At 38.5% G+C, this 24,573-nt stretch carries 23 protein-coding genes; 12 read left to right on the top strand and 11 right to left on the bottom strand.

The window, feature by feature from the left end; translation table 11 throughout:
• Window positions 1–46: 46 nt before the first annotated feature.
• Window positions 47–739: a prepilin peptidase gene (locus tag IGL07_RS13105; RefSeq protein ID WP_010817726.1), complete on the bottom strand. Its 693-nt coding sequence runs from the start codon at window positions 737–739 to the stop codon at window positions 47–49.
• 108 nt (window positions 740–847) lie between these two features.
• Here IGL07_RS13105 and IGL07_RS13100 point away from each other — a divergent pair, with 108 nt between their 5' ends.
• The 9 genes from IGL07_RS13100 to IGL07_RS13060 all read left to right on the top strand — a co-directional run bounded on the left by IGL07_RS13100 (window position 848) and on the right by IGL07_RS13060 (window position 12,746).
• Entirely contained in the window at window positions 848–2,368 is a 1,521-nt protein-coding gene (locus IGL07_RS13100) for a gluconokinase (RefSeq protein ID WP_010817725.1), read from the top strand.
• An 83-nt stretch (window positions 2,369–2,451) separates the two neighbouring features.
• Window positions 2,452–3,171 carry a DUF5105 domain-containing protein gene (locus IGL07_RS13095; RefSeq protein ID WP_010817724.1) on the top strand — a complete coding sequence of 240 codons (720 nt, stop codon included), beginning with the start codon at window positions 2,452–2,454 and terminating at the stop codon, window positions 3,169–3,171.
• 127 nt (window positions 3,172–3,298) lie between these two features.
• Complete coding sequence (locus IGL07_RS13090; RefSeq protein ID WP_002354782.1) at window positions 3,299–3,766, top strand: Dps family protein; 468 nt, start codon at window positions 3,299–3,301, stop codon at window positions 3,764–3,766.
• 237 nt (window positions 3,767–4,003) lie between these two features.
• The gene (gene rplM / locus IGL07_RS13085) at window positions 4,004–4,432 is read left to right on the top strand and encodes a 50S ribosomal protein L13 (protein ID WP_048670019.1); all 429 of its coding nucleotides are present in this window, start codon (window positions 4,004–4,006) and stop codon (window positions 4,430–4,432) included.
• A 13-nt stretch (window positions 4,433–4,445) separates the two neighbouring features.
• Window positions 4,446–4,838 carry a 30S ribosomal protein S9 gene (rpsI, locus tag IGL07_RS13080; protein ID WP_002354786.1) on the top strand — a complete coding sequence of 131 codons (393 nt, stop codon included), beginning with the start codon at window positions 4,446–4,448 and terminating at the stop codon, window positions 4,836–4,838.
• Window positions 4,839–4,976: 138 nt separating this feature from the next.
• A complete protein-coding gene (locus IGL07_RS13075) occupies window positions 4,977–7,994 on the top strand; it encodes a sulfatase-like hydrolase/transferase (protein ID WP_025189602.1) in 3,018 nt (1,005 codons plus the stop codon).
• A 189-nt stretch (window positions 7,995–8,183) separates the two neighbouring features.
• Window positions 8,184–8,744, top strand: a complete 561-nt coding sequence (locus IGL07_RS13070; protein ID WP_010817722.1) for a hypothetical protein — start codon at window positions 8,184–8,186, stop codon at window positions 8,742–8,744.
• A 462-nt stretch (window positions 8,745–9,206) separates the two neighbouring features.
• The gene (locus tag IGL07_RS13065; protein WP_438747454.1) at window positions 9,207–9,362 is read left to right on the top strand and encodes a hypothetical protein; all 156 of its coding nucleotides are present in this window, start codon (window positions 9,207–9,209) and stop codon (window positions 9,360–9,362) included.
• A 456-nt stretch (window positions 9,363–9,818) separates the two neighbouring features.
• Window positions 9,819–12,746 (top strand): CHAP domain-containing protein, encoded by a 2,928-nt coding sequence (locus tag IGL07_RS13060; RefSeq protein ID WP_202578176.1) that lies wholly within the window; start codon window positions 9,819–9,821, stop codon window positions 12,744–12,746.
• Window positions 12,747–12,801: 55 nt separating this feature from the next.
• Here the strand turns inward: IGL07_RS13060 and IGL07_RS13055 are convergent, their stop codons facing one another.
• The 5 genes from IGL07_RS13055 to IGL07_RS13035 form a co-directional block, all read right to left on the bottom strand.
• Complete coding sequence (locus IGL07_RS13055; protein ID WP_010776200.1) at window positions 12,802–15,321, bottom strand: sigma 54-interacting transcriptional regulator; 2,520 nt, start codon at window positions 15,319–15,321, stop codon at window positions 12,802–12,804.
• A gap of 147 nt (window positions 15,322–15,468) precedes the next feature.
• Window positions 15,469–16,296 (bottom strand): PTS system mannose/fructose/sorbose family transporter subunit IID, encoded by an 828-nt coding sequence (locus IGL07_RS13050; protein WP_002360964.1) that lies wholly within the window; start codon window positions 16,294–16,296, stop codon window positions 15,469–15,471.
• Window positions 16,293–17,108: a PTS mannose/fructose/sorbose/N-acetylgalactosamine transporter subunit IIC gene (locus IGL07_RS13045; protein ID WP_002365419.1), complete on the bottom strand. Its 816-nt coding sequence runs from the start codon at window positions 17,106–17,108 to the stop codon at window positions 16,293–16,295. Before IGL07_RS13045 ends, IGL07_RS13050 begins: the two co-directional genes overlap by 4 nt.
• Before the next feature lie 16 nt (window positions 17,109–17,124).
• On the bottom strand, window positions 17,125–17,616 hold the full coding sequence (locus tag IGL07_RS13040; protein ID WP_002354800.1) for a PTS system mannose/fructose/N-acetylgalactosamine-transporter subunit IIB: 492 nt from the start codon (window positions 17,614–17,616) through the stop codon (window positions 17,125–17,127).
• A gap of 12 nt (window positions 17,617–17,628) precedes the next feature.
• Window positions 17,629–18,048 (bottom strand): PTS sugar transporter subunit IIA, encoded by a 420-nt coding sequence (locus IGL07_RS13035; RefSeq protein ID WP_002354802.1) that lies wholly within the window; start codon window positions 18,046–18,048, stop codon window positions 17,629–17,631.
• Between the two features lie 257 nt (window positions 18,049–18,305).
• Between IGL07_RS13035 and IGL07_RS13030 the strand changes: the two genes are divergently transcribed.
• From IGL07_RS13030 to IGL07_RS13020, 3 genes are all read left to right on the top strand, one after another.
• Entirely contained in the window at window positions 18,306–19,241 is a 936-nt protein-coding gene (locus IGL07_RS13030; RefSeq protein WP_002354809.1) for an ABC transporter ATP-binding protein, read from the top strand.
• Entirely contained in the window at window positions 19,234–20,004 is a 771-nt protein-coding gene (locus tag IGL07_RS13025; RefSeq protein WP_002354811.1) for an ABC transporter permease, read from the top strand. The genes IGL07_RS13030 and IGL07_RS13025 overlap by 8 nt, the downstream gene beginning before the upstream one ends.
• A gap of 187 nt (window positions 20,005–20,191) precedes the next feature.
• Window positions 20,192–21,166 carry a tRNA dihydrouridine synthase gene (locus IGL07_RS13020; RefSeq protein WP_010710860.1) on the top strand — a complete coding sequence of 325 codons (975 nt, stop codon included), beginning with the start codon at window positions 20,192–20,194 and terminating at the stop codon, window positions 21,164–21,166.
• Window positions 21,167–21,223: 57 nt separating this feature from the next.
• On the opposite strand, the gene IGL07_RS13015 is transcribed toward IGL07_RS13020, so the two are convergent.
• The 5 genes from IGL07_RS13015 to rpsN all read right to left on the bottom strand — a co-directional run bounded on the left by IGL07_RS13015 (window position 21,224) and on the right by rpsN (window position 24,455).
• A complete protein-coding gene (locus IGL07_RS13015) occupies window positions 21,224–22,759 on the bottom strand; it encodes a zinc ABC transporter substrate-binding protein AdcA (protein ID WP_002398929.1) in 1,536 nt (511 codons plus the stop codon).
• 20 nt (window positions 22,760–22,779) lie between these two features.
• Window positions 22,780–22,902 carry a putative metal homeostasis protein gene (locus tag IGL07_RS13010; protein ID WP_002383181.1) on the bottom strand — a complete coding sequence of 41 codons (123 nt, stop codon included), beginning with the start codon at window positions 22,900–22,902 and terminating at the stop codon, window positions 22,780–22,782.
• A 33-nt stretch (window positions 22,903–22,935) separates the two neighbouring features.
• The gene (locus IGL07_RS13005; RefSeq protein ID WP_002367488.1) at window positions 22,936–23,910 is read right to left on the bottom strand and encodes a CobW family GTP-binding protein; all 975 of its coding nucleotides are present in this window, start codon (window positions 23,908–23,910) and stop codon (window positions 22,936–22,938) included.
• A gap of 15 nt (window positions 23,911–23,925) precedes the next feature.
• The gene (gene rpmG, locus IGL07_RS13000) at window positions 23,926–24,075 is read right to left on the bottom strand and encodes a 50S ribosomal protein L33 (RefSeq protein ID WP_002354818.1); all 150 of its coding nucleotides are present in this window, start codon (window positions 24,073–24,075) and stop codon (window positions 23,926–23,928) included.
• A 110-nt stretch (window positions 24,076–24,185) separates the two neighbouring features.
• On the bottom strand, window positions 24,186–24,455 hold the full coding sequence (gene rpsN / locus IGL07_RS12995; RefSeq protein WP_002354822.1) for a 30S ribosomal protein S14: 270 nt from the start codon (window positions 24,453–24,455) through the stop codon (window positions 24,186–24,188).
• Window positions 24,456–24,573: the final 118 nt, after the last annotated feature.

Raw genomic sequence — 24,573 nt, 5'->3', positions numbered from 1 at the left:
CCTAAAAAGCCGTAAGGAGCATGCTCCTTGCGGCTTTTTTTATTTGCTATAAGCAACTGATTGTGAGTAAGCCCAAACTTAAAAAGGGGACAAAGGGAAGTGTCTGTTCAACTGGATACCCCAAAAATTTACAGCTGTAGCCATAGATTAGGCCATAACTACTGGCAAAAAATAGTAGCATCAGCAACTGAGGTACCTGTAAAAAACAGCCCCACAAACCCAGTAACAAAAGATCCCCTCGCCCCATGGCTTCCGGAAAATAATGTAAGACGGCTCGGAAAAAACAAAAACAAAAAAGACCAGTCAGTAAGTAAAACGAATGCTGACCCGCCACTTTCAGCAAGCAAAGCACAAAAAAACTCGGATAAAGAATCTTCGGTTCAACCACTAAATACCAGTAATCAATCAAGGATAATGTGAAAGCACTCGTCAGCCACCACCAGAGAATCAAAGCATCAATCGTCAGGCCAGCTGAAAAACAGCTTGCGGTTAAGCCGCCCATGACAAGTTCTGCTAAAAGATAACTCTTAGCTACTGGCTGTTGACACTTTCGACAACGAAAGCGCTGCAGCAAAATCGAAACAACTGGAATTAATTCATAGAGTTGTAGAGGCTGGTGGCAACCTTGACAGTGGGAAGGGGGCCACCACAAAGAACGCCCTACTGGTAAGCGCTCCGCCACTAAGCATAAAAAAGAACCGAAACAGGCACCAATCAAAAAGAGACTCAAGAAAAACATAGGTTACCTCCTTAAAAATAAACTACGCTTTTTTTAAACTTTTTCGTTTGACTAGACAAATCTTTTTTTGTTAGGAATAATAAAAGAAACAAGAAATGAGGGAATCAAATGGAAAAATTAGCGATTGGTGTCGACGTTGGCACCACGCAAGCCAAAGCAGTGGCTTTTCAACCCAATGGCACAGTCGTAGCTTCTAGCTATGTGCGTTATCCATTAATTCAAGAGACTGAAGGAATGGCGGAGCAAGACCCAGAAACGCTGTTCCAAGCTGTGGTGAACTGTATTCGAACCGTCACACAACAAGTGAAGAATCAACCAATTGGGCTCATTTCTTTTGCTTCAGCGATGCATGGCTTAATTGCCATGGATGCGCAAGGACGCCCATTGACCCAAGTGATTACTTGGGCTGACACACGAGCATCTGATTATGCGGAAGCGTTAAAAGAAACGCCAGCGGCCCAATTGTTTTATCAATTGACAGGGATGCCAGTTCATCCAATGGCACCTTTGTACAAGATTCGCTGGCTGCAGGAAAATCAGCCAGCCGTTGCGCAGAGCGCGGCCAAGTTTATTGGGATTAAGGACTACATTTTTTACCGTTTCTTTGGCGAATACTGGACAGATTATAGTAGTGCTTCAGGGATGGGTTTATTTAATATTCACACGCGGCAATGGGAATCGTCGATTTTAGCGTATTTATCTATTGAGGAGGAACAGTTGCCAAAAGTTGCCCCGTCAACGTTCATTTTTCCAGCGTTAGCGCCTTCTTGGCAAGAGATGCTTGGTGTTGAGGAGGAAACGGTTTTAGTTCTTGGTGGCGCGGATGGCCCGTTGTCTAATTTAGGTTTGGGAGCGCTAGGAACGGGTGTAGCGACTTTGACCGTCGGTACGAGCGGTGCACTTCGGTATATTGTCGAAGAACCTTTTTTGCATCCGCAAGGTGAAACGTTTTGTTTTGCTCTAGATGAACAGCACTGGGTGATTGGTGGCGCAAGTAGTAATGGTGCAGTTGCGTTAGATTGGGCGAGCCAAACGATTTTTGCAGAAGAACGTCAGCAAGCTATTCAAAACGGGACCAATCTCTATGCCCCAATTATGGCCAAAATTGCAACCGTGCCAGCTGGGGCAAATGGCTTACTGTTTCATCCTTATTTGCTAGGTGAACGAGCACCGCTGTGGAATGCAGAGGCGAGCGCAAGTTTTATTGGCTTGCGCAAAAATCACCACGCCGGACATTTAGCTCGAGCGGTGGTGGAAGGAATCTGTTTCAATTTAAAAACTATTTTAGAGGATTTGAAACAACTCGGTGGACCCGTTCAGGAGATTCGGGCGACAGGCGGCTTTGCTGATTCCCCTGTGTTCCGTCAAATCATGGCTGATGTGCTGGGAGAAACGTTATCGTTCACTGATAGCACCGAAGCTTCGGCATTAGGCGCTGTTTTGCTAGGCTGGCAAGGCTTAGGGCAGTTACCAAATTTGCAAGCAGCGGCGCAACAGGTGCTGATTCATGAAACGGTCACGCCACGAGCGGATCAATTGCTAGTTTATCAAGAACTGTATCCTGTTTTTCAAGAAACCCAACAAGTTTTAGCACAAAGTTATCAAAAATTAGCAGAATTCCGCAAATAATTGATAGTAAATAGCTTTGACAAATGGCTGAGAAGTTGCTTAACTAGAAGAGAGACGAAGACTTGAGGAAATGAGGATGAGAAATGAAGAAGCAGCTACTACCACTATTTCTGTTATTCATTGGGGCGTTAGCAAGCTGCAGTGCACCGTCTCGTTCCGGCGAAAAAGCAGCGCAACAGTTGGTAGATTACTTTATTTATCAAGAAAAGACAGCGACATTCTCTCAAACTTTTCGTGAACCGAAAGTCTTAGTGGAGCATTTGCAGACGAGCCGTCAACAGTTCCAGAAGCAGTTTTTCAATAGCTTAAAAGAAATGAACGCGGAAGTCACCGAGACCGAAGCCCAGAAGCTTAGCGCAGAATTACTGGCTCAAGTGAAGAAAAAAGCGTCATATCAACTAGTAGCCACGAAAGAATTGAGTGGGCAAGCGACAATCACTTTTCAGATTAAGGGCTTAGATTTTGTGACGGCGATTGAAGATACAACCACTGCTCTTCTTCAGCAAACGCAACAGGCGACACAAGCGCTAGACATGCAGCACACGTTAGCCGTTTTAAAAAAAGAAATCCAACAAATCAATGTCAGCCATGAGCCAGTTGAACTGCCATTAACGGTTAAGCAAGTAGAAGGACAATGGTACTTGCCGGCAGCGGAGCAACTGAGACTGAATCAGTTTTTTTTAGCTTTCGTCACAGGAAAAGAAGATACTGACCAGTTGACGGAGGCACTCGACACGATCCTCACTCAAGCGGAACAAAAAGTCGTCACTGCGGATGAAAAAACAGCGATTTCAGGAAATTAATTAGATTCTTAATTGTAATTATTATAATTTGATAATAATTTTAAAAAAGAAAGGTTTTCAGTGTACTTTTTTCACAATTCATATTACACTAAGAGTGTAGAAAAAATATTTAGGAGGATGACAAAGAATGAAATTTGAAAAAACAAAAGAAATTTTGAACCAACTCGTTGCAGATTTAAGCCAATTTTCCGTGGTAATTCATCAAACACATTGGTATATGCGTGGACCTGAATTTTTAACACTTCACCCACAAATGGATGAATACATGGATCAAATCAATGAGCAATTAGATGTTGTTTCAGAACGTTTAATCACATTGGACGGCTCTCCATTCTCAACATTGCGTGAATTCGCAGAAAATACAAAAATTGAAGATGAAATTGGTAATTGGGACCGCACCATTCCAGAACGTATGGAAAAATTAGTAGCAGGCTACCGTTACTTAGCAGATCTTTACGCAAAAGGAATCGAAGTTTCTGGTGAAGAAGGCGACGACTGCACACAAGACATTTTCATCGCAAACAAAACAGACATCGAAAAAAATATTTGGATGTTACAAGCCAAACTTGGCAAAGCGCCTGGTATTGACGCATAATTTAAAACAACTCCCAAAGCCGCTGACGTTGACGTTGGCGGTTTTTTTTCTGTTTAAAAGGCACAAAAAAATAAGTGAAAATCTATTTTCTGAAAGCGCAGAAAAACATTGACTTTATCAGTGATTGAAGGTAAAATATTAAATGGTATTGTTTGCCCCACAATGAGCCCCGGAAACTCAAGTGTATGTCAAACATCGAAAACAAAATTGGAGGAAAGAAACGTGCGTACAACATATATGGCCAAAGCTGGCGAAGTAGAACGTAAATGGTACGTAGTAGATGCAACAGATGTTCCTTTAGGACGTCTATCAGCAGTTGTTGCTTCTGTACTACGTGGTAAAAATAAACCAACATTCACACCACATGTGGATACTGGAGATTTCGTAATCGTAATTAACGCTGATAAAGTAAAATTAACAGGTAAAAAAGCTACAGACAAAATTTACTACCGTCACTCAATGTATCCTGGAGGATTAAAATCAGTGACTGCTGGTGAATTACGCGACAAAAACTCTCGCCGTCTTATCGAAACTTCTGTAAAAGGTATGCTACCTAAAAACACTTTAGGACGTAAACAATTTACTAAATTGAACGTATACGGTGGAGCTGAGCATCCACATGCTGCACAACAACCAGAAGTATTAGATATCACGAACTTAATTTAAGGAGGGAAATTCATTGGCACAAGTACAATATAGCGGCACAGGCCGTCGTAAAAATGCAGTTGCCCGCGTACGCTTAGTACCAGGTACTGGTAAAATTACTGTAAACAAAAAAGACGTAGAAGAATATATTCCACATGCTGACTTGCGTGAAGTTATCAACCAACCATTTGGCGTAACTGAAACAAAAGGCGCTTACGATGTAATCGTAAACGTAAACGGTGGTGGCTATGCTGGACAATCAGGAGCTATCCGTCACGGAATCGCTCGTGCATTGTTACAAGTAGATCCTGACTTCCGTTCTGCTTTAAAACGCGCTGGGTTACTTACTCGTGACGCACGTATGGTTGAACGTAAAAAACCAGGTCTTAAAAAAGCCCGTAAAGCTTCACAGTTCTCAAAACGTTAATTATTTGGAGTCGTTGCGAACGTGTTCGCTTACGAAAACAATCTGGGACGAAGATTTCCTTGGAAATCGAGTGCCAATCAATTATCATTTTGAAAGACACTTTCCAAATGAGGAAACTAAAATTATAAACCGTCCATTTTGGACGGTTTTTTTAAATTAAAGATAGGTGAAAATATGATAGAATCAAAAAAATACCCAATAGTTACACCAATTATGGCATGTATTTTTATAATTGTTCAACATGTATTATTTTCGGGTACAGCGATTCCACAATATGACCAAAATGGTACGCGTTTTTATCTTTATTCAGTAGCATTAGGATTAGTTGCAGTTGGTGGGAATTTATTGGCTTTATATATGGGGTACCACGGAAAAAAAGCAGTAGGAACCAAGCCGCTAGCTAAATTTGCAAATTTTTATTTATTATATGTTTTTGGAACACTCGTTTTAAATTTGTCTTTGGCTTCTTTTTCATTAAATATACGTGATTATTGGACGATACTCTTTCCAATTAGTCAAAATATTTTTCCATTTGCTACGGGTTACTTGCTTTTGTTTTTATTAAGCCCTTATTTATACGAGTATTTAGATCGGTTAAAGAACGAACAAATCAAATGGACTATGTCACTACTAACGTTCTTTTTAATCGCTTTACCAACTTTTTTTGGAAAAGATATTTGGGGAATGGCTAGCGGCAATAGCATTTTACTTTTAGTTTATTTTTACTTAGTTGGCTACACCATTTATCGGTTTAAATTTCTTCCTCGTTATCATTTGAAATTTATTCAAGTGACTTTTGGAATAGTAATATTAGCAAGCTTAGTTTTACTAATGACGCATATTTCTCTATTTTTAAACAAAGGAACAAGTACTGCTACTCGATTCAATGTTCCTTGGTCTCTTTTTTCCGTGTATTATTCAATCTCTTTATTTATATTTTTAGAAAATGTAAATAAACGATTTTCCTTATTGCGTTTAAATTTTAATGTGCTATCTACAAGTTTATTAGTTGTACAAATCTTAGTAAACTGGCCAATTGTTACACGTCTAGTTTCTGAGAAATTTGTTCAAACAGAGGTGAAATCTGGTACTGTTTGGGCAAAACAAATTATCTATTTAACTATTGCTTATTTGATAGTAGCACTTCTTTCTAGCTGTGTTGTATTACTTTTACAAAAAATTCCGCTATATCGTAAAATTGAGCAGAATTTAAGAGTAGAAAATTTTTCACAACTAAAATTGAAATTAAGTAAGCTATGGAACTGGGTCTGCGCTTACCGCAGATTATTTTATAGTGCGCTATTTTTCTACTTATTCACGATTATGCAAATGTTATTAATTGCAGATTACGGATCGAAGGATATAGCACTTCGTTCTATTTTTACTATTTTTATCTATAGACAAGCACAAGTTTTCTTAAACGTAATAGTAATCATGGCATTCTTAATGTTAGTTATTTTATTGATTAATAGATTTTGGTATGCGTTTGCGTTTACCTTAGTGATAAATCTTGTTTTAACTATCGCGACAGTTTTGAAAATTAAATATAGACTTGAACCAATTTTACCAGCAGATTTAGCTTTTTTAAACAGTATTAGTGAAATTTTAGATATGCTAAATCCTGTCATTCTTATTGTTAGCGTCATTGGTTTAGTTTTAGTAGGAATTTATTCTTGGATTCTACAAAAACGTTTGGAAAGAACCTATCATCTAAAAATAAACATAAAAAAACGAGTATTAGGAATTGTCTCAATTTTAGTGTTTTTTTCAGGGGTCTTTTTCATTAACCATCAGAACTCGCTGCCTAATTTGGTATTTAAGCTTTTCCGTATTGATAGTCAATTTTATAATCAAAGACGTGGGACACAGATTAATGGTCCAGTTATCCAATTTTTAAGTAATATTGATGTGAAAATTATGGAGGAACCCTCTGGATACTCACAAGAGAACATTAAAAAAATTATGGCCAAGTATGATGCAGAGGCTAAAAAAATAAATTCAGAACGTCAGGATTGGCAAAAAGAGCAAACGGTTATTTTTACTCTTAGCGAAAGCTTCAGTGATCCGTCTCGATTGAAGGATATAACCTTGAACAATAATCCATTTCCGTTTATTACACAGTTATCTAAAGAAACAACATCGGGTTTAATGCTTTCCTCAGGTTATGGTGGAGGTACAGCAAACATGGAGTGGCAATCGTTGACAGGGATGGATTTAAGTAACTTGGGGGCTACCTTGCCTGTTCCTTACACTCAGTTAGTGAACAAGCAAAAAAAGACGCCGACTTTTTTAAATTTATTTGATGAAGCTGTGGCAATTCATCCATTTTCAGCAAATACTTACAGTCGTTTAAATGTATTTGAAAAGTTTGGGTTTGATAAATTTCATTATATTGGAAGTCCAGATGGATTGAATTATACACAAAAGATTGAAGCGAATCCGTATATTTCAGATGAAGCAGCCTATCAAGAAACAATTGATGCGATAAATGCAACGGAAGGTAAGACTCAGTTTATCCAACTATCTACAATGCAAAATCATATGCCGTATAACAATTACTACAAAGAAGATACATTTGATTTCGACGGGGCCGGTGTGGCAGAAAGTAATAGAAATCAAATGAAGACCTATCTTCAAGGTTTAAATTATACAGATCAAGCAACGCAGAAATTTATTGAAGAAATTGATAAAATTGAAAAACCAATTACAATTGTTTGGTATGGAGATCATTTACCAGGCATCTATAAGGAACAAGATTTAGCGAAGTATCCTTTGTTGTATCGAGAAACAGATTATTTCGTATATAACAATAAATATGCTCAACAACAAAGAAAACTGCCGAATTATTCATTAGTATCTCCGTATATGTTTTCTTCATTGGCGCTCGAGCAAGCTAATATTAAAGTGACACCATTTTATGCCTTGTTAACAGCAGTGACAAATAATTTACCAGCTACAACAATTGACCCTAATTCTGGTAGTCAAAACGTTCAGAATGGTAAAAAAGTATTTGCTGGTGATCAAAATAAAACGACAGAAGAAAAAGATCTTACGAAGGAGCAAAAAGAGTTGCTTCATGATTATGAATTGATTCAGTATGACCTAGTCGCAGGAAAACAATATTCAGCAGATTGGGCGGAAAAAAAAGTGAATTGATTGGCAATAAAAATGTTATATAAAGAAAATAGGGCATAAGTCGAAACGACTTATGCCCTACTAGCTATATCTTAAAATAATTAGCTGAACAAAAGCAACTTCTTCAGAAATAAGCCGAATTCTCCAAAAAATGGTATCATTAAGTAATGAAACATAGCCATAAAAAATAACGAATATCGGAGGCAAAAAATGAGTAGTGTGGTTTGTCAAAGTTGTGGGGCGAATGCGTTTAGATGGTACGATACCGCTGATCAAGTGGTGGAATGTAAGTATTGTCATTCCAAGCAAGCTTTTATAAAAGGTATGGGCGTCGAGTCAGCCATAAAAGTTGTTGGGGGAAAAGAAGAAGCGGAGACGGATTCTGAATACCAAGAACGGATTATTCATCAATTTGGTTTGAAAGATCAAGTGATTGAAGTGAAGAATTATTCATTAATCGATATTCCGTTAACATTTGTTGTTTGGTTGTATTTAGATATTTTATTAGGAGCGTTGTTTATCTGTGGTGGTTTTCTATCTAAAAACTATCGGGCTTGGTACGCCAATTTACTTCGTTGGCACTTTTGTGGTTGGCGGTATACAAAGTCAGCGACTGAAAAAGAGAAGGCAAGTCAACGGATTAGAGGCAGTCTGTTGATTAAATGGCTACTTCAAGAGGACCCCGACAAAACGAAAAAATTAATAATGGTTGGCGTGTCCATTTTGTTCACTTTCTTGTTCGTTTACACTACAGGAAACAGCGCTGCCTAAACGAAATATTTATTGAAACACTTTCTGCTGATAGAAAGTGTTTTTTTGTCTCGATGCATAATTGAAATTGATTAATTTAATCATTCGTATGTCATCAAAATAAGCGTTGACCTGTGTTTTTACTTATGTCTATAAAATATTATAGAAGGATAGTTCAAAACATAAAATCATGTGTTTAGCTTAAATAAAATCATAATAAAAAATTACTAATGGGAATGATAGGGGAGTCGTGTTGAGCGGTATATTGAGTAGTTATATGAACAAGAAGAGTCAAGCGAAAAAACTCAAAAAATCTGGCAAAATACTTTGTCCGAGGCTAGAGATATGGAAATAAAGATTTCGTTATCTGAACAAAGAAATACTTTAGCATAGGAGGGAGCGATTGAAATGATTATCCAAAATCAGCCAATTCAACTATATGAAGGAAAATGACAAAAATCGAAAAAAACTAAATGAACTGATTTGTCAACTGAAAAAACAATTGCTAACCAAATAGTGACAAATCAAAAATTAGCTCAATTAGCACAGCAAGCACAAAGAAATGCTAAAAAAGCAGAAGTTGAGGGAGGTCCAGAGACTATCAACTGTTTATCGAGTGCTCGAGCAAGCGAAAAATGATGGGCAACAAGCCATCCGTCGATCATTGTTCCAACTGGAAGAAAAGTTAGAAGAGAACAGACAAGTGTATAGAAAGGAAATGAATACATATGAAGATGAGTGGCAGGGGTTACGACGAAAGGAGAATCAGTAAATGTTTGATGAGGTTATGGAAGGAGCAGCAGAAATACTTGCACGTTTACAGGAACAACTTTTACAAATTGAAAAAACTATCAAAAAATCAACATTAGTAACTATGTAGCAAATAGAGGCCTGCGCCGATCAAAGAATCAGCAAGAAGAGTTGAAAAATGTGGTGACGGAGTTGGAAAGTGTATAGCATGAAAAATCGGTATTTTATATCTTTGTTTTATTTACAAAACATTTAATAACTTTAGCCATAATTGTGTTTTAATTCACAAGCTTAAGTGTTATAATTTAAATGTTATAAAATATATTTATATGAAAGGGTTATTTTATGAGAAAGAATAAAAAAATATGGGCGTTTTTAGGGATTTTATTAGTTGTTATGAGCTTTTCTTTTAAATCAGGGGTAGTAAATGCAGAAGATAAAGTAATAGGTGATGATTATCCTGCTAAATGGAAAAATCTGCCTTTAGGTGCAACTACTGATGATTGGGGTATGGCTACAAGATACTGTACTTCCTTTGTGGCAAATCGATTGAGTGTGGAAAATAAGTTTGATATTAGACGTGATGGTTTAGACTGGAATGCTAACCAATGGGGAAATAATGCTAGAAGGCAAGGCTATAAGGTAGATATGATACCCAGAAGAGGATCAGTAGCTTATTGGAACAGTATGTATCATGTAGCTTGGGTAGCGGCAGTTGATGGGGATAGAGTTTTGATTGAAGAATATAATTATGGATATACAGGAAGATATAATTCTAGATGGATTAGTAAAAACTCTGTTGATGGGTATATACATTTTAAAGATATATCCTCTTCTCCTGAAAAACAAGCTATTAATAAATATATTACTATAACTAAAGATGGACAAGATTTTTTTGAAAATATTGAGTGTACTACCAAAAAAGCAAAAACAGTTAGAGGAAGAATTTATTATGTAAAGATAGCGTACAAATTGTCTAACGGACAATTATTGTACTCTGTATATGAAGATGAAAAAGGAACAGCCTGGATTGGATATTTAAGACAAGGATCTTCAGAATTTACACAGTTAGAAACTTTTAACAGAAAAAAAGTTTCTTTAACGAATAATACGACAACACTTTGGAAAGATTTAAATTATCAAGGTAAATTAGGGATATCAGTAGCTGGGAATGCATACACGGTAAACCGAGTATTCTATAACTCTACCAATAATGCATCTTATCATGAATTGTATCGGGGAAACACGTTTTGTGGGTATGTGAATAGTGGGGCAGTAAAAGATATAACAACGCAAACAGTTAATAAATATATCACTATCACAGAGGCTAATCAGGATATTTTTGGTAATATCGAATTGACAAGTACTAAAGGGAAAACAGAGAGAGGAAGAATTTATTATGCTACGATAGGCTATAATTTAGGCGACGGTAGTGTTCTGTATTCATTGTACAAAGATGAGACTGCAGCTGAATGGGTAGGTTATGTAAAAGAGAATGTGTTTGAATATACACCAATAGAAACGTTTGATAAAAAACAAGTAATTTTAACAAACAGTACGACAACACTTTGGAAAGATTTAAATTATCAAGGTAAATTAGGGATATCAGTAGCTGGAAATGCATACACGGTAAACCGAGTATTCTATAACTCTACCAATAATGCATCTTATCATGAATTGTATCGAGGAAACATATTCTGTGGGTATGTGAATAGTGGGGCAGTAAAAGATATAGTTAGTGAACCTATTAAAAAATATGTGACGGTGACAGAAGATAACCAAGAGATTTTTGGTAATTATGAACAAACAAATATCAGAGGAAAGACAGAGCGGGGAAGAATTTATTATTCTAATGTTTCTTACGATCTAGGAAATGGAACAATTTTACATTCATTGTATAGAGACGAGACAATGTCGGAATGGGTAGGTTATGTAAAAGAGAATGTGTTTGAATATACACCAATAGAAACGTTTGATAAAAAACAAGTAATTTTAACAAACAGTACGACAACACTTTGGAAAGATTTAAATTATCAAGGTAAATTAGGGATATCAGTAGCTGGGAATGCATACACGGTAAACCGAGTATTCTATAACTCTACCAATAATGCATCTTATCATGAACTGTATCGAGGGAACACGTTCTGTGGGTATGTGAATAGTGGGGCAGTAAAAGATATAGTTAGTGAACCTATTAAAAAATATGTGACGGTGACAGAAGATAACCAAGAGATTTTTGGTAATTATGAACAAACAAATATCAGAGGAAAGACAGAGCGGGGAAGAATTTATTATTCTAATGTTTCTTACGATCTAGGAAATGGAACAATCTTACATTCATTGTATAGAGACGAGACAATGTCGGAATGGGTAGGTTATGTAAAAGAGAGTTTGTTTGAATATACGCCAATAGAAACGTTTGATAAAAAACAAGTAATTTTAACAAATAGTACGACAACACTTTGGAAAGATTTAAATTATCAAGGGAAATTAGGGATGTCAGTAGCTGGAAATGCATACACGGTAAACCGAATATTCTATAACTCTACCAATAATGCATCCTATCATGAATTGTATCGAGGAAACACATTCTGTGGGTATGTGAATAGCGGGGCAGTAAAAGATATAGTTAGTGAATCTATTAAAAAATATGTGACGGTGACAGAAGATAACCAAGAGATTTTTGGTAATTATGAACAAACAAATATCAGAGGAAAGACAGAGCGGGGAAGAATTTATTATTCTAATGTTTCTTACGATCTAGGAAATGGAACAATCTTACATTCATTGTATAGAGACGAGACAATGTCGGAATGGGTAGGTTATGTAAAAGAGAGTTTGTTTGAATATACGCCAATAGAAACGTTTGATAAAAAACAAGTAATTTTAACAAATAGTACGACAACACTTTGGAAAGATTTAAATTATCAAGGGAAATTAGGGATGTCAGTAGCTGGAAATGCATACACGGTAAACCGAATATTCTATAACTCTACCAATAATGCATCCTATCATGAATTGTATCGAGGAAACACATTCTGTGGGTATGTGAATAGTGGGGCAGTAAAAGATATAGTTAGTGAATCAAAATTTAAGGAAAATCCTGATATGAATCAAACAGACGTACTGAAAACACAAGACAGTATGGATGAATTTATAGATTTTGATAATGATGGAAAAGAAAATAAGGAAAGTTTAAAAGAAGATATTACTGAAAAAAATCTGAGTTCTAAAGAAGAGAGTAACAAGGAGCAGACTGAAATATCTTACTAAACAAAAAACTAAAAAAAGCCACTTTCCTCTGGAAAGTGGCTTTTCCCATCCCCCCTCACCGAGAAGACAAAATTTCATAAATCACATAGAGTTCCCAGTTGGAAATTTCTATTCGATAAAACTGTTCTAGAGTATAGAAAATGTTTTTAGCATTTTGGAAAAATGGTTTTTGGTTAATGGTTAGTTCCTCTAGGTTAGCAGGGACTTCATAGTCTTCAACGCCGAGCATTGTCCGCTCTACCATGAGCGCGTTGTGCATCATTAAGTTAAATTTCATTTTGCCGCTGAGTGTGAGGTCGAAACGTTTTTCAATGTTTTTTGTAACATTTTCGACTTGTTTAATAATGACGTCAGGATTTAGAAATTCTAGTTTTTCTGACAAGCCCTCTTTCGAGAAGAAGTGAACAAATTCGTTAATCATGCTATCAATGTTATTGGGATGCATCAAGTTTTGGAAAGGTTCCATCAACTGGGTTCCTGCATCTTCGTCTAACATGTCTAAGAGGTTCACGCTAGCAACATTCGTATGATTGTCTAAGTAGGACGTCGTCAAAATGAGCGAGGTTTCTTTTAAATAATTTTCTTCGGCGTTGGCAATGTCTAACGTGTTCACCAAATCTTTGTATTTTAGGGTAATGACTTTAATATCAGTATACAAGTATTTTTGACAGATTTGTTTGATTTGCTTGGCAATATCCAGACCTGAAATACTAGAGACAATGATATTTTTTTCCACTGAAAAGCCTTCAAAGTACTGTACATCGGTTTTAAATTTTTTTTCAGCGGTTTTAGCAATACCATAGAAAAGTTGTTCGTTCATTAATTGATGACCAATTTCCAACGCATAGGCAGTGGTCAGGTTGTTGATCACCAAAAGTTCTCCAAGAATTTGCGGTTTCAAACTTTTATAAAGTTGTGTCAGGGAACCCATATCGACGAGCATAATGACGCCTTGTGATGTGTCCCGCTGAGAAAGCCACTCTTTAACTTCGGCGACGATATCTCTGACCGAAGAGGTTAAGGGCATGTTAATCGCATCAAAAATATAGGTACCACATAATTTGTTGGCAACGGCTTGAATACTTGTGGCAGTCGATTCACCATGCGCCACGAGGAGCGCTTGGTAAGGAATCGTTTCAGAAATTTCTCCGCTAAGTAATACAGATAAGAGTACCTCTGTCAAGAAACGGTATTCTTCTGGCAGCGGACTGACTAAGTTTTTCACGAGGGAAACCGTTCGCGGATAGTGTTCTTTTAACTGTGCTTGGACTGGAAGGAGCATTGTTTCGTTAAATGTTGGCGGTAAAATTTTCAGCAATTTGGCAACATCTTTCATCGGTTTTTCAGTTTGTTCAGGTTGGTTAATAATTAGTTTGTTTTTGGTTTGGACTTCCGTGACTAGGTTTTGTAAAAAATAATCATTTTCTAAGGTTATTTCATCGTCTAAACAATATTTAATGAATTGTGTCAGTTCAGTTTTTAAGTGGGCCAGTGTTTTTTCTTTTGTAAATAAGGCTTCAAATGTTGCGAAAATATCGGAAGAAAGTGTGTCTTCTTCTAACACTTCTTTGTCTAAAGGAATCGCAATCATTGGTTGAGTCGCATCGCCAATGACGACGGGTTGATTGGGCAAAGTTTTTCGTAATTGCGACGCGCAAAGGAGCTGCACTTTGTTGGATAAACTTCCCACGTTGCCAGGTTCGTCATTTTCTAATAATGCCGTAAAGATTTCTTCGTCCACGTTGATGTCTTTGGTCATTCGTTTCGCTTCTCGGTGGAATAAGTTTTTTAAAATCGCAATCCGTTCTCGAATGGGGCGCTCTTTGAAGTTCGGAAGTGAGACGATTACGGAAATTCGGCGATAAAAGGTTGGTAATAAGACTTTTTTCGGGTTTTCGGTGGTCGCAAATAGTAGCCGGACCTTGGAATGCACCATTTTTCCTTCTTCACCAATAGGGCGGAAGGTCCCTGTATCCATAAACTGAAAGAGTTTTTCTTGGTTTTCGTTGGATAATCGATGTACTTCATCTAAAAAGAGTACGGAATTATTAGCTTGGGCCAAGAGTCCTTGTTTTTCTGATTCAGCCCCAGTGAATGCGCCTTTGGTATGGCCGAAGAGAATGGATGATAGCAATTCGGGATTATTGGCATAATCGGCACAGTTAAAGGTGTAGAATTTTTCCAGGCCAATGATTTGTTCATTTTTCAGATACTCATAAATCAGCTTTGCCAAAAAGCTTTTGCCGACGCCACTGGCTCCATGGATTAATAAAGGCATACCCAATGGGGGATACAACATAGCGGCTTTGCATTGTTCGATGGCTTTTTTGGCGCTGCCTTGGCTACCGATGTATTGTCGAAACACATCGGTCGTGGGGGTTGTTGCACGGGTTAATTGCCAATAAACGGGTTTTTTTCCCGTTTGTTGGACTTCACCTTTTTCCAATAATTTATTTAAGTATAAGCTGGTTACCGAGCGGCTTAATTGAATTTTTGTGGCAATTTCTTGTGTGCTCATCGGGGTGTTGCTGGTTTCTAAAATATCAACTAAGTGTTGGTAGGTCTCCAAGCGCATGATTCATCGTCCTTCCAAAAGAGAGGTCGGGAAAGGGGTTGCTTCTGTTCCCGCCGTTTATCAGCTTTTAAGCCTGAGATAAAAATCACTTTGGATTTTTGTCTCAGGCTCTAAGTGTTTAATAATTAAATGTTTATTGTTTCAATTTTAACAGATGCCTAGTAATCCTAGCAAGATGCCTAAGAACATGATGCCAAACATCACCACGTTAACATTGACTTTTTTGCGTAATAGCCAGAAAGCAAGTAACGTCACGGCTAATGGTACGATACCGACGAATAGTTGATCCAAATAGTCTTGGATTTTAACTACGTCTTCGCTTCCTTTAACGGAAACTTCAAGAATCGTTTTGAATTTTACATTCGAAGCAGTCATACTGCCCATCATCATTAAGCCTAGCATACTCGATACTTTTGTGAGTATCTTCATTCCGCCTGATTCGTACATTTTTTGGATAAAACTTTCACCGATTGAATAGCCGCTATACAACGCATAATAGTGAATCAGGAACGCAGGAACGTTGTATAAAAGTAAGAAGACAATCGCCCCTAATGGCGAACCAGTGCTGGCTAATGAAATCCCAATACCGGCAGCAATGACACGCAAGATGCCCCAGAAGAAGGAATCACCGATGCCTGAAAGTGGCCCCATTAGTGAGGCTTTAACTGCTGTAATAGAGCTAGCATCAAAGTTTTCGTCTTCACTGTTTTGTTTTTCCATCGAAGCAACGAGCCCCATGATGAAGTTATTGATATGCATGGTTGCATTGAACCAAGTGGTGTGACGCACCAATGCCTCGGCCCGTTCTTCCTTGGTTTTATAAAAACGATTGATAACTGGGAGTAAAGTGTACATGACACCCACTGCGTGGTATTGTGTAGCTCCTGTCCGGCTAGCGTTCATCGTCCAAGAACGCCAGAAAACAGAGCGCATCATTTTTTTCTCTTCTTTAGATAAATTCTCTTTTAACTTCATGCGAAAAAGTCCTCCTCTTCGATTTCTTTCGCGCTGCCTTCAACCGCAGAAGACGCCGCAGGTTTTCTTTTTAGAATGTCGCGAAATTCTACATCCCGTTGGGCACTCACGACACAGATTACTGTCCCGATGACCGCTACCGCAACGGCTGGTAATTGTAGGTACGCGGTTAAAACAAAGCCTAAAATGTAAAAGACGGCTAATTTATTATCCCATAACAGTTTCATTAACATAGCAAACCCAACGGCAGGTAAAAGTCCGCCAGCTGCGCTTAAGCCGTTCATCAAATTTTGTGGAATGCTTTCAACAAACAGATTTACTGGCCCGCTTCCTGCTAAAATTCCGATAAATGAAATCGAAGCGATGATTAAATAATAAATAATCCACGTTCCGTAATGCAGTGTCACAACCATTTTTTGGTTGCCTTCACGTGCTGCTTTGTCAAGAGAAGGAGCAAAGATATTCATAAAGACATTTTTTAAAAACATCACCACGAAAGCGGCTAACATCCCAATTGGTACGGCTAACGTCATGGCGGCTTTTTGTTCGACATTTGAAATAATTGCAAACGTTGTGGCTAAAGTAGTCGCAGTTACAGGTTCCGCTGCGATAACACCACCGATATTAACATTTCCTAAGAAAATTGCTTCTAAAGAGGCCCCCATTAAGACCCCTGTTTTCATGTCGCCCATTAAAATTCCTGTGACTAATCCAACGACTAAGGGACGTTCCATCATACTTTGACCAGTTAAATAATTCCCAGCAAAACAGATAAATACAGCTAAGGCTGCCATTGTTGCATGCATAAGCATTGTTCATTTCCTCCTTTTAATTGACGGCTTGTTTTAGACTTAATTTTGAGTTGGTTGGCAGTACTTGGTTATAGCTTTCCACGTGAGTCAAACTGGCTAATTCTTTGGCAGCTTCTAACTCTTCAGGGTTTAATTGGACACTTGGGAAAACCATTGTTTTGGTGGCTGGATCTGATTTATCAAAGCGGCCAGCGTTGGCAACATTCACACTTTCAATATCTGTCACGTTTTTCGCAATTTTAGTAGCATCCGCTACACTGTTCACAATTACAAAAATTCGTTTGTCTTTGCCACGAGGATCATTGAAGACATCAATCGCATCATCAACTGAGCGAATTAATAGTTTCATGCCATTAGGGACAGCCATTTTTAACGTCATTTGCATTACTTCGTTTTTGGCTGCTTCATCATTCGCTACAACTAATAAGGGGGCATTCAATTCTTTGGTCCAAACTACGGCTACTTGGCCGTGAATTAATCTGTCGTCTACTCGTACTTGTGTAATCATTTTAATTTCCTCCTAAAAAAAGTTTTCTTCTTCATTTGATGGGTTTAATTCAACGAATTGAATTTGTGCTTCAGCAATTGCTGCTTGAATATCTTCTTTGGTTAGCTTTTCGCCTTCTTTTAAGAAAATCAGCGACAAGGCAATGGCTAAGTTGGCATTGGAAATGATAAAAACATTGTCTGGTTTTGTCGTCATGACTTCTTGAACAATTTTTTGATTGACACTACCACCATATAAATCTGTTAAAATAATAGCTTGTTCTTCTGCGCCAAGGGACTGAAGAAACGTTTGAATAATTGGCGTGTAGTCCTCAGGAGTCACATAGGCATTGATGACCGCCAGCTCTTTTCCTTTGTCTGCGAGAATATCCAAGGAACTTTGGAAGCCTTTCGCTAAGTTTCCGTGACTAGCAATTAAAAATTTTCTTTTCATTCTTTTCACCTCACTTTTATATAAAGCAAGTTCTGTGCCAAAAAAAGAGAACTCTAAATCCTTGATTTGAAAGGGTTTTAACGCTCTCGAAACTGTTTAAACAGTTTCAAGTCAAAATAAACACGTTAATCGTTGGCTAGTTTGTTGTTGAAAAATAGCTAAGCAAAACTGTGAAATTTAATCAAAATAACCCCCGTTTTTATCGAGAAGTGTTACAATAATATTCATGAATATTTATACATTAAGGAGAGTTACGAATGACTGATGCTCTTGTGATACAAGATTTACGCAAAGTGTACGCTTCAGGTGTTGAAGCGTTGCGGGGGATTGATTTAACAGTCGAAGAAGGCGATTTTTATGCTCTTTTGGGACCGAATGGCGCAGGAAAATCAACGACGATTGGGATTGTGACCTCGTTAGTTAATAAGACTTCGGGGAAAGTCAAAATTTTTGGGTATGATTTAGATACGGAAATGGTGCGGGCGAAGCAACAGATTGGGTTAGTGCCGCAGGAGTTTAACTTCAATCCGTTTGAAACGGTCCAGCAGATTGTGGTCAATCAAGCGGGCTATTATGGGGTGTCTCGTAAAGAAGCCATGAAACGGAGTGAAAAGTATTTAAAACAATCCAATTTATGGGAAAAACGGAACGAACGGGCGCGAATGCTTTCTGGCGGAATGAAACGTCGCTTGATGATTGCTCGCGCGCTGATGCATGAGCCGAAGTTATTGATTTTAGATGAACCAACTGCAGGTGTCGATATTGAATTGCGCCGTGAAATGTGGGCCTTTTTACAAGAGTTAAATGCGCAGGGAACCACGATTATTTTGACGACCCATTACTTAGAAGAAGCTGAGATGTTGTGTCGCAACATTGGGATTATTCAGTCTGGTGAATTGATTGAAAACACCAGCATGAAGCACTTGTTAGCAAAATTACAATTTGAAACGTTTATTTTTGATTTAGCACCTTATACGCAGGCGCCAGTTATTGAAGGCTATCAAAGCGTATTTGAGGACGAGTTAACGTTAGCGGTGGAAGTGGAACGAAACCAAGGAGTCAATCACTTGTTTGAACAGCTAAGTCAACAAGGAATCAAAGTATTGTCAATGCGGAATAAGTCCAACCGTTTGGAAGAGCTCTTCTTGAAGATTACCGAGGATACGTACCAAAGGGAGGATCAACATGTTTAGTCTGTATTTTACTGCTTTAAAAAGTTTAGCTGTGAAGGAAACCAACCGTTATTTACGGATTTGGGTCCAAACACTGGTACCGCCAGTGATTACGACGTCCTTATATTTTGTGATTTTTGGGAAAATGATTGGCGGGCGAATTGGCGACATGGGCGGTTTTTCTTATATGGAATTTATCGTGCCAGGTTTAATTATGATGTCAGCCATTACAAGCTCGTACGCCAATGTTTCATCTTCCTTTTTCTCACAAAAATTCCAGAAAAATATCGAAGAAATTCTCGTGGCGCCAGTTCCAACTCATGTGATTATTTGGGGATTTGTGATTGGTGGCGTTGGTCGTAGTATTTTGGTCGGTGCGTTAGTCACCATCATTTCTCTATTTTTCGTCCCATTGCACGTTGTTTCTTGGCTGATGGTCATCATGACTTTATTGATGACAGCGATTCTCTTTTCTTTAGCTGGTTTGTTAAATGGTATTTTTGCGCAATCCTATGATGATGTATCGATTGTGCCGACCTTTGTGTTACAGCCTTTAACCTATTTGGGTGGGGTTTTCTATGCCATTTCCATGTTGCCGCCATTTTGGCAAGCTGTCTCAAAAGTTAATCCGATTGTTTACATGATTTCTGGGTTCCGCTACGGTTTCCTAGGGGTTCAAGATGTGCCAATTGGTATTTCTATGACCATTTTAATCTTATTTATTGTCGTTTTATATGGCATTTGTTGGTACCTTGTAGAAACAGGGCGTGGCTTACGTAGTTAAGCCGTAAAAAGATTAAACTGTCTGAATCACTCATTCTAGCGAGCAGATTCAGACAGTTTTCTTGTTTCTAAGTATGCCTTTTTTGATTCTTCGTGCATTTCCCTGTATAATAGCAATGTTTCGCACCAGAATATGTCGACAATTGTCGTTGAAAATAAAGAAAAAATCAGAAACGGAGTATATGAAGATGAGCAAGAATTTTTGGGCAACATTGCCAAAGCCCTTTTTTGTTTTAGCACCGATGGAAGACGTCACTGATGTGGTCTTTCGTCATGTCGTGAAAGAAGCTGGGGCGCCAGATGTGTTTTTTACAGAGTTTACTAATTCAGATAGTTATTGTCATCCTGAAGGAAAAGACAGTGTGCGCGGGCGCCTCGTTTTTACAGAAGATGAACAGCCGATGGTGGCACATATTTGGGGGGATAAACCGGAATTTTTCCGTGAAATGAGTATCGGCGTAGCGGAGATGGGCTTTCAAGGATTAGATATAAATATGGGCTGTCCTGTACCCAACGTGGCTGAGCGCGGAAAAGGCAGCGGGTTAATTTTGCGCCCAGAAGTCGCGGCTGAATTGATTGACGCCGCCAAAGCAGGTGGCTTACCTGTTAGTGTCAAAACACGCATTGGGTTTACTGAAATGGCGGAAATGGATGCGTGGATTACGCATTTATTAGAGCAAGACATTGCGAATCTATCCATTCATTTGCGAACACGAAAAGAGATGAGCAAAGTGGATGCCCATTGGGAGGTCATTCCGCAAATTATGGCTATTCGGGACCGTGTCGCACCGCAAACGACAATTACGATTAATGGGGATATTCCCGATCGTCAAAAGGGCCTAGAATTAGCAGAACAATATGGTGTAGATGGCATCATGATTGGTCGGGGGATTTTTAAAAATCCTTATGCCTTTGAAAAAGAACCCAAAACACATACGCCACAAGAATTGCTGGGCTTGCTACGTTTACAATTGGATTTGCAAGACAAATATGCGGAATTGGTGCCTCGCTCCATCGTTGGGCTGCATCGCTTCTTCAAAATTTATGTCAAAGGCTTTCCAGGTGCCAGTGATTTAAGAGCACAATTAATGAATACAAAATCAACGGATGAAGTGCGCCAATTGTTAGCGACGTTTGAAGCAGAACATGGTGTGCTTGACTAAATAAAAAAAGAGAGGAGGCAGCATTTTAGCTAATGCTACCTCCTCTCTTTTGAATGCTTAATGCGCAATCATTTCTTGGGCAATTTCTTGTTTGCTTAAGTCGTTTGGATAATACGTTGGCCAGTTGTCCATTTCATTGAACAGACTTTCTTGGCTATCGCCGCCGAAGAAGATGTGGAAATGAGCGGCTTTCGTTGGTGCGATGTTGTGGTCACTAAATTGGACGTATTTAAACCGCCCAGCATTGGCATCATCTGTTTCAAAAAGGAAACGGACGCCACGGTTGCCTTTTGCATAGTTTAAAATTTTATAACCGGCTGCTTTATAGGTGAATTTTTGTGGTTTGCCATTGACCAGAAATTCAATGGTGGAATCAGTGATGTTGATGTGGTCGACATCGGTTTGATAGCCGGCATCATAGTAGGTTTTGTATTCGGCTGGTGTTTTATCTTTTTTCAGTTTCGCTTTGTAATCGAAGACTTGGTCTAATGTGCCATCTTTTAATAAAGGATAGACGGATTGCCAATTTCCAGCGTAATCTGTCAGTGTTCTCTCAGCCACCTCACTGTCTTTGAAATAGCCGTTAGCCACGGTTTTTTCTGTTTTTTCAGAGGTTTCTGGCTGAACCTCTTTCCCGGCTGTATCTGTTGTTTTTTTCAAAGCAGTTAAGTTTTCTTTCATTACAGAAAGATAATCTTCGCCATTGTCCATTTGTTTTTGTGTCAAACTTTCTAGCGGGTTTAGGACTTCCAATTGAACATTTGCTTCGTCAGCTAACGTTTTAGCAATTTTATCGTTGGCATTTTTTTCAAAATAAATATAGCGAATTTGATTGTCTGTGACATATTTTTTCAACTCTGCCAAGCGCCCTGCGGTTGGCTCTTGTTCAGGTGTTAAACCAGCTATTGGCACTTGTTTTAAGCCGTAATCTAAGGCAAGATAACCAAATGCAGCATGTTGGGTAACAAAACTTTTTTGCTTAGCGTCTTTCAAAGCTGTTTGGAACTCTTTGTCTAAGGCTGTTAATTTTGTTAAGTATTTTTCTGCGTTTGTTTCAAATGTTTTGGCTTTTTTAGGGTAAAGTTTGACTAATTGTTCTTTGATGTTTGTGACTTCTTGGATGGCACGATGGGGCGAAACCCAAGTATGCGGATCTAATTCATGGTGGTGGCCTTCTTCGCCATGTTCGTGGTCATGGTCGTGTCCGTCTTCGTCACTGCCAGGAAGTAAGACCATGTTTTCGGTACCTTTAATGACGTTTGGGGCTCCTTTTTTCCAGCCTTTAGCAGCTTTTGGTACCCAAGATTCCATATTTTCATTGTGGTAAACGAAAACATCCGCATCATGGATGGTAGCCATATCTTTGGCGGATGGTTCATAATCGTGTGGTTCAGAACCAGCAGGGATTAACAATTTGACGTCTCCTTCATCGCCTACAATATTTTTAGTGAAATCGTACATAGGATAAAAAGTCGTGACAATGGATAGTTTTTCTTTACCGTCAGCGGTTTTATCAGAGGTGTTTGTTTTGCCGCAAGCGCCGAAAAGGATTAGCGATAAGGCGGCTAACAGGGGAAGAGTAAATTTTTTCATAGGTGTGCTCCTTTAGTGAATTACGCAATTTTCTTTTGTTTATTGCGCTTATGTTCTTTAATGATTTTAAGTGCGCGTTTTCGTGTTTTGATGTTGGGACTTTTCAGTCGACGATAAGCGCTAGATAAGTCAGTTTTTTCCATTATATATAGGACCTCCATTTCGTAAAAAATAATTTACGGAGTAGCTATTTTGTTGAGGGTTTGAAAGGTTTCTTGAATTTTTTTTGTCTCTAATTCTTTGCCAATCAGAACAATTGTCGTTTCTTGAGGGGGTTGATTCGTCATTTGAAAGGCCACTTGCTGGTTGACGCCTTGCATGGCAATGGCCAAGTCATGCTCCTGTAAGGCGAGAATCCCTTTGAAACGGTATAACTTTTCCTGATGTGTATACATTAACCAATCAAGCCAACGAGTGAAAAGAGGTTCGTTGAGGGCTGAGGACGCCGTTAACGTTAGGGAGTGAAAGGTATGGTGATGATGCTCGTGGGCGTGCTCATGCGGGGAATGAGTCATTTCGTGTTCTGTAAGTGTTGCCGTAAACTTATTTAATTGAAAAAAGTCACTAGCCAAAAGAGGCTCGTTGGCTTGAAAGGATAAAATATCAGCAAAAGGATTAATGGTACGAAGGGTTTCTTGGAACGTTGGTAGCTGAGTGCTGTCTGCTGGTTCCTTGACAGAAAAAAAGAGGCGATCTGCTAAGGCCAGTTGTTTGATGGCTTCGGCTTCTTGAAGCTGCTGTTGCCAATGATGCCCATCAACGACCGTTAAGAGACTGTCTATATAGAAATGATTTTTGATGTGCGGGGTCGTTAAAATTGTTTGAATGATTGGTTGTGGATCAGCAATGCCCGTTGTTTCTAAAATGACTTGGGCAATGGGTTGTTGTTCTTCTTGGTACACTTCTAAGATTGCTGATAAAGAGGCAAGAAGATCTCCTCGTAAGCTGCAACACATGCAACCGTTATTTAATTGAATAATTCGTTCCGTGGTTTGTAAAAGTAATGCGTGATCAACACCTGTTTGACCAAATTCATTTTCAATAATAATAATTTCTTCTTTAGGAAACGGTGACTGCGCAAGCGCATGGTTAATTAAGGTTGTTTTTCCTGCGCCTAAAAAGCCAGAAACAATGGTGATTGGAATGCCCATCAAGTTTTCCTCCTGTTATTTGACTTCAGTGAAAAGTGCGCGGCGCCGTAATTTTGGTGAATATTTTTTCAGCTGTAATTTTTCTGGTGTATTTCGTTTGTTTTTACTTGTTAAGTAAAGGCGCTCGCCAGTTTCAGCGCAAGCTAACGTAATGGTTTGGCGCATAGTGCCGTCCTCCAATTTGATTTTTTTAATTGCGTATAAAAGATAAAGGGGGCTGCGAGGTCAGCCCAAATGCGACTGTCCTCGCTAGTTGTCTTTATCGAAATAATGAGTTACCAGCTTGCTTTTTTGACGCCAGGAATCAAGCCTTGGTGAGCCAATTCACGGAAACGAATCCGAGACATGCCAAATTTACGCATGTAGCCACGTGGGCGCCCATCTGTTTGATCGCGGAGTTTTAAGCGACTTGGATGAGCATCTTTTGGCAATTTGCTAAGACCTTCATAATCGCCAGCTTCTTTTAAGGCTTGGCGAATAGGCGCATATTTTGCAATCATTGCTTGTTGTTTTTTTGCTTTAGCAATTTTTGATTTTTTAGCCATAAGGCACTTCCTTTCTTTTTGGATTTATAAAATCTAAATCGTAATGGTTACGATTTGAACGGAAGTATATTATCAGGTGTTGCGTTGTTTGTCAAGTGAGAATTTTGTTTTTTTTAGG

The sequence above is a fragment of the Enterococcus sp. DIV1368f genome (assembly GCF_051712245.1).
Lineage (GTDB): Bacteria > Bacillota > Bacilli > Lactobacillales > Enterococcaceae > Enterococcus > Enterococcus faecalis.
Note: the sequence above shows the minus strand (reverse complement) of the source record. Positions and strands in the feature narration are given on the sequence as shown.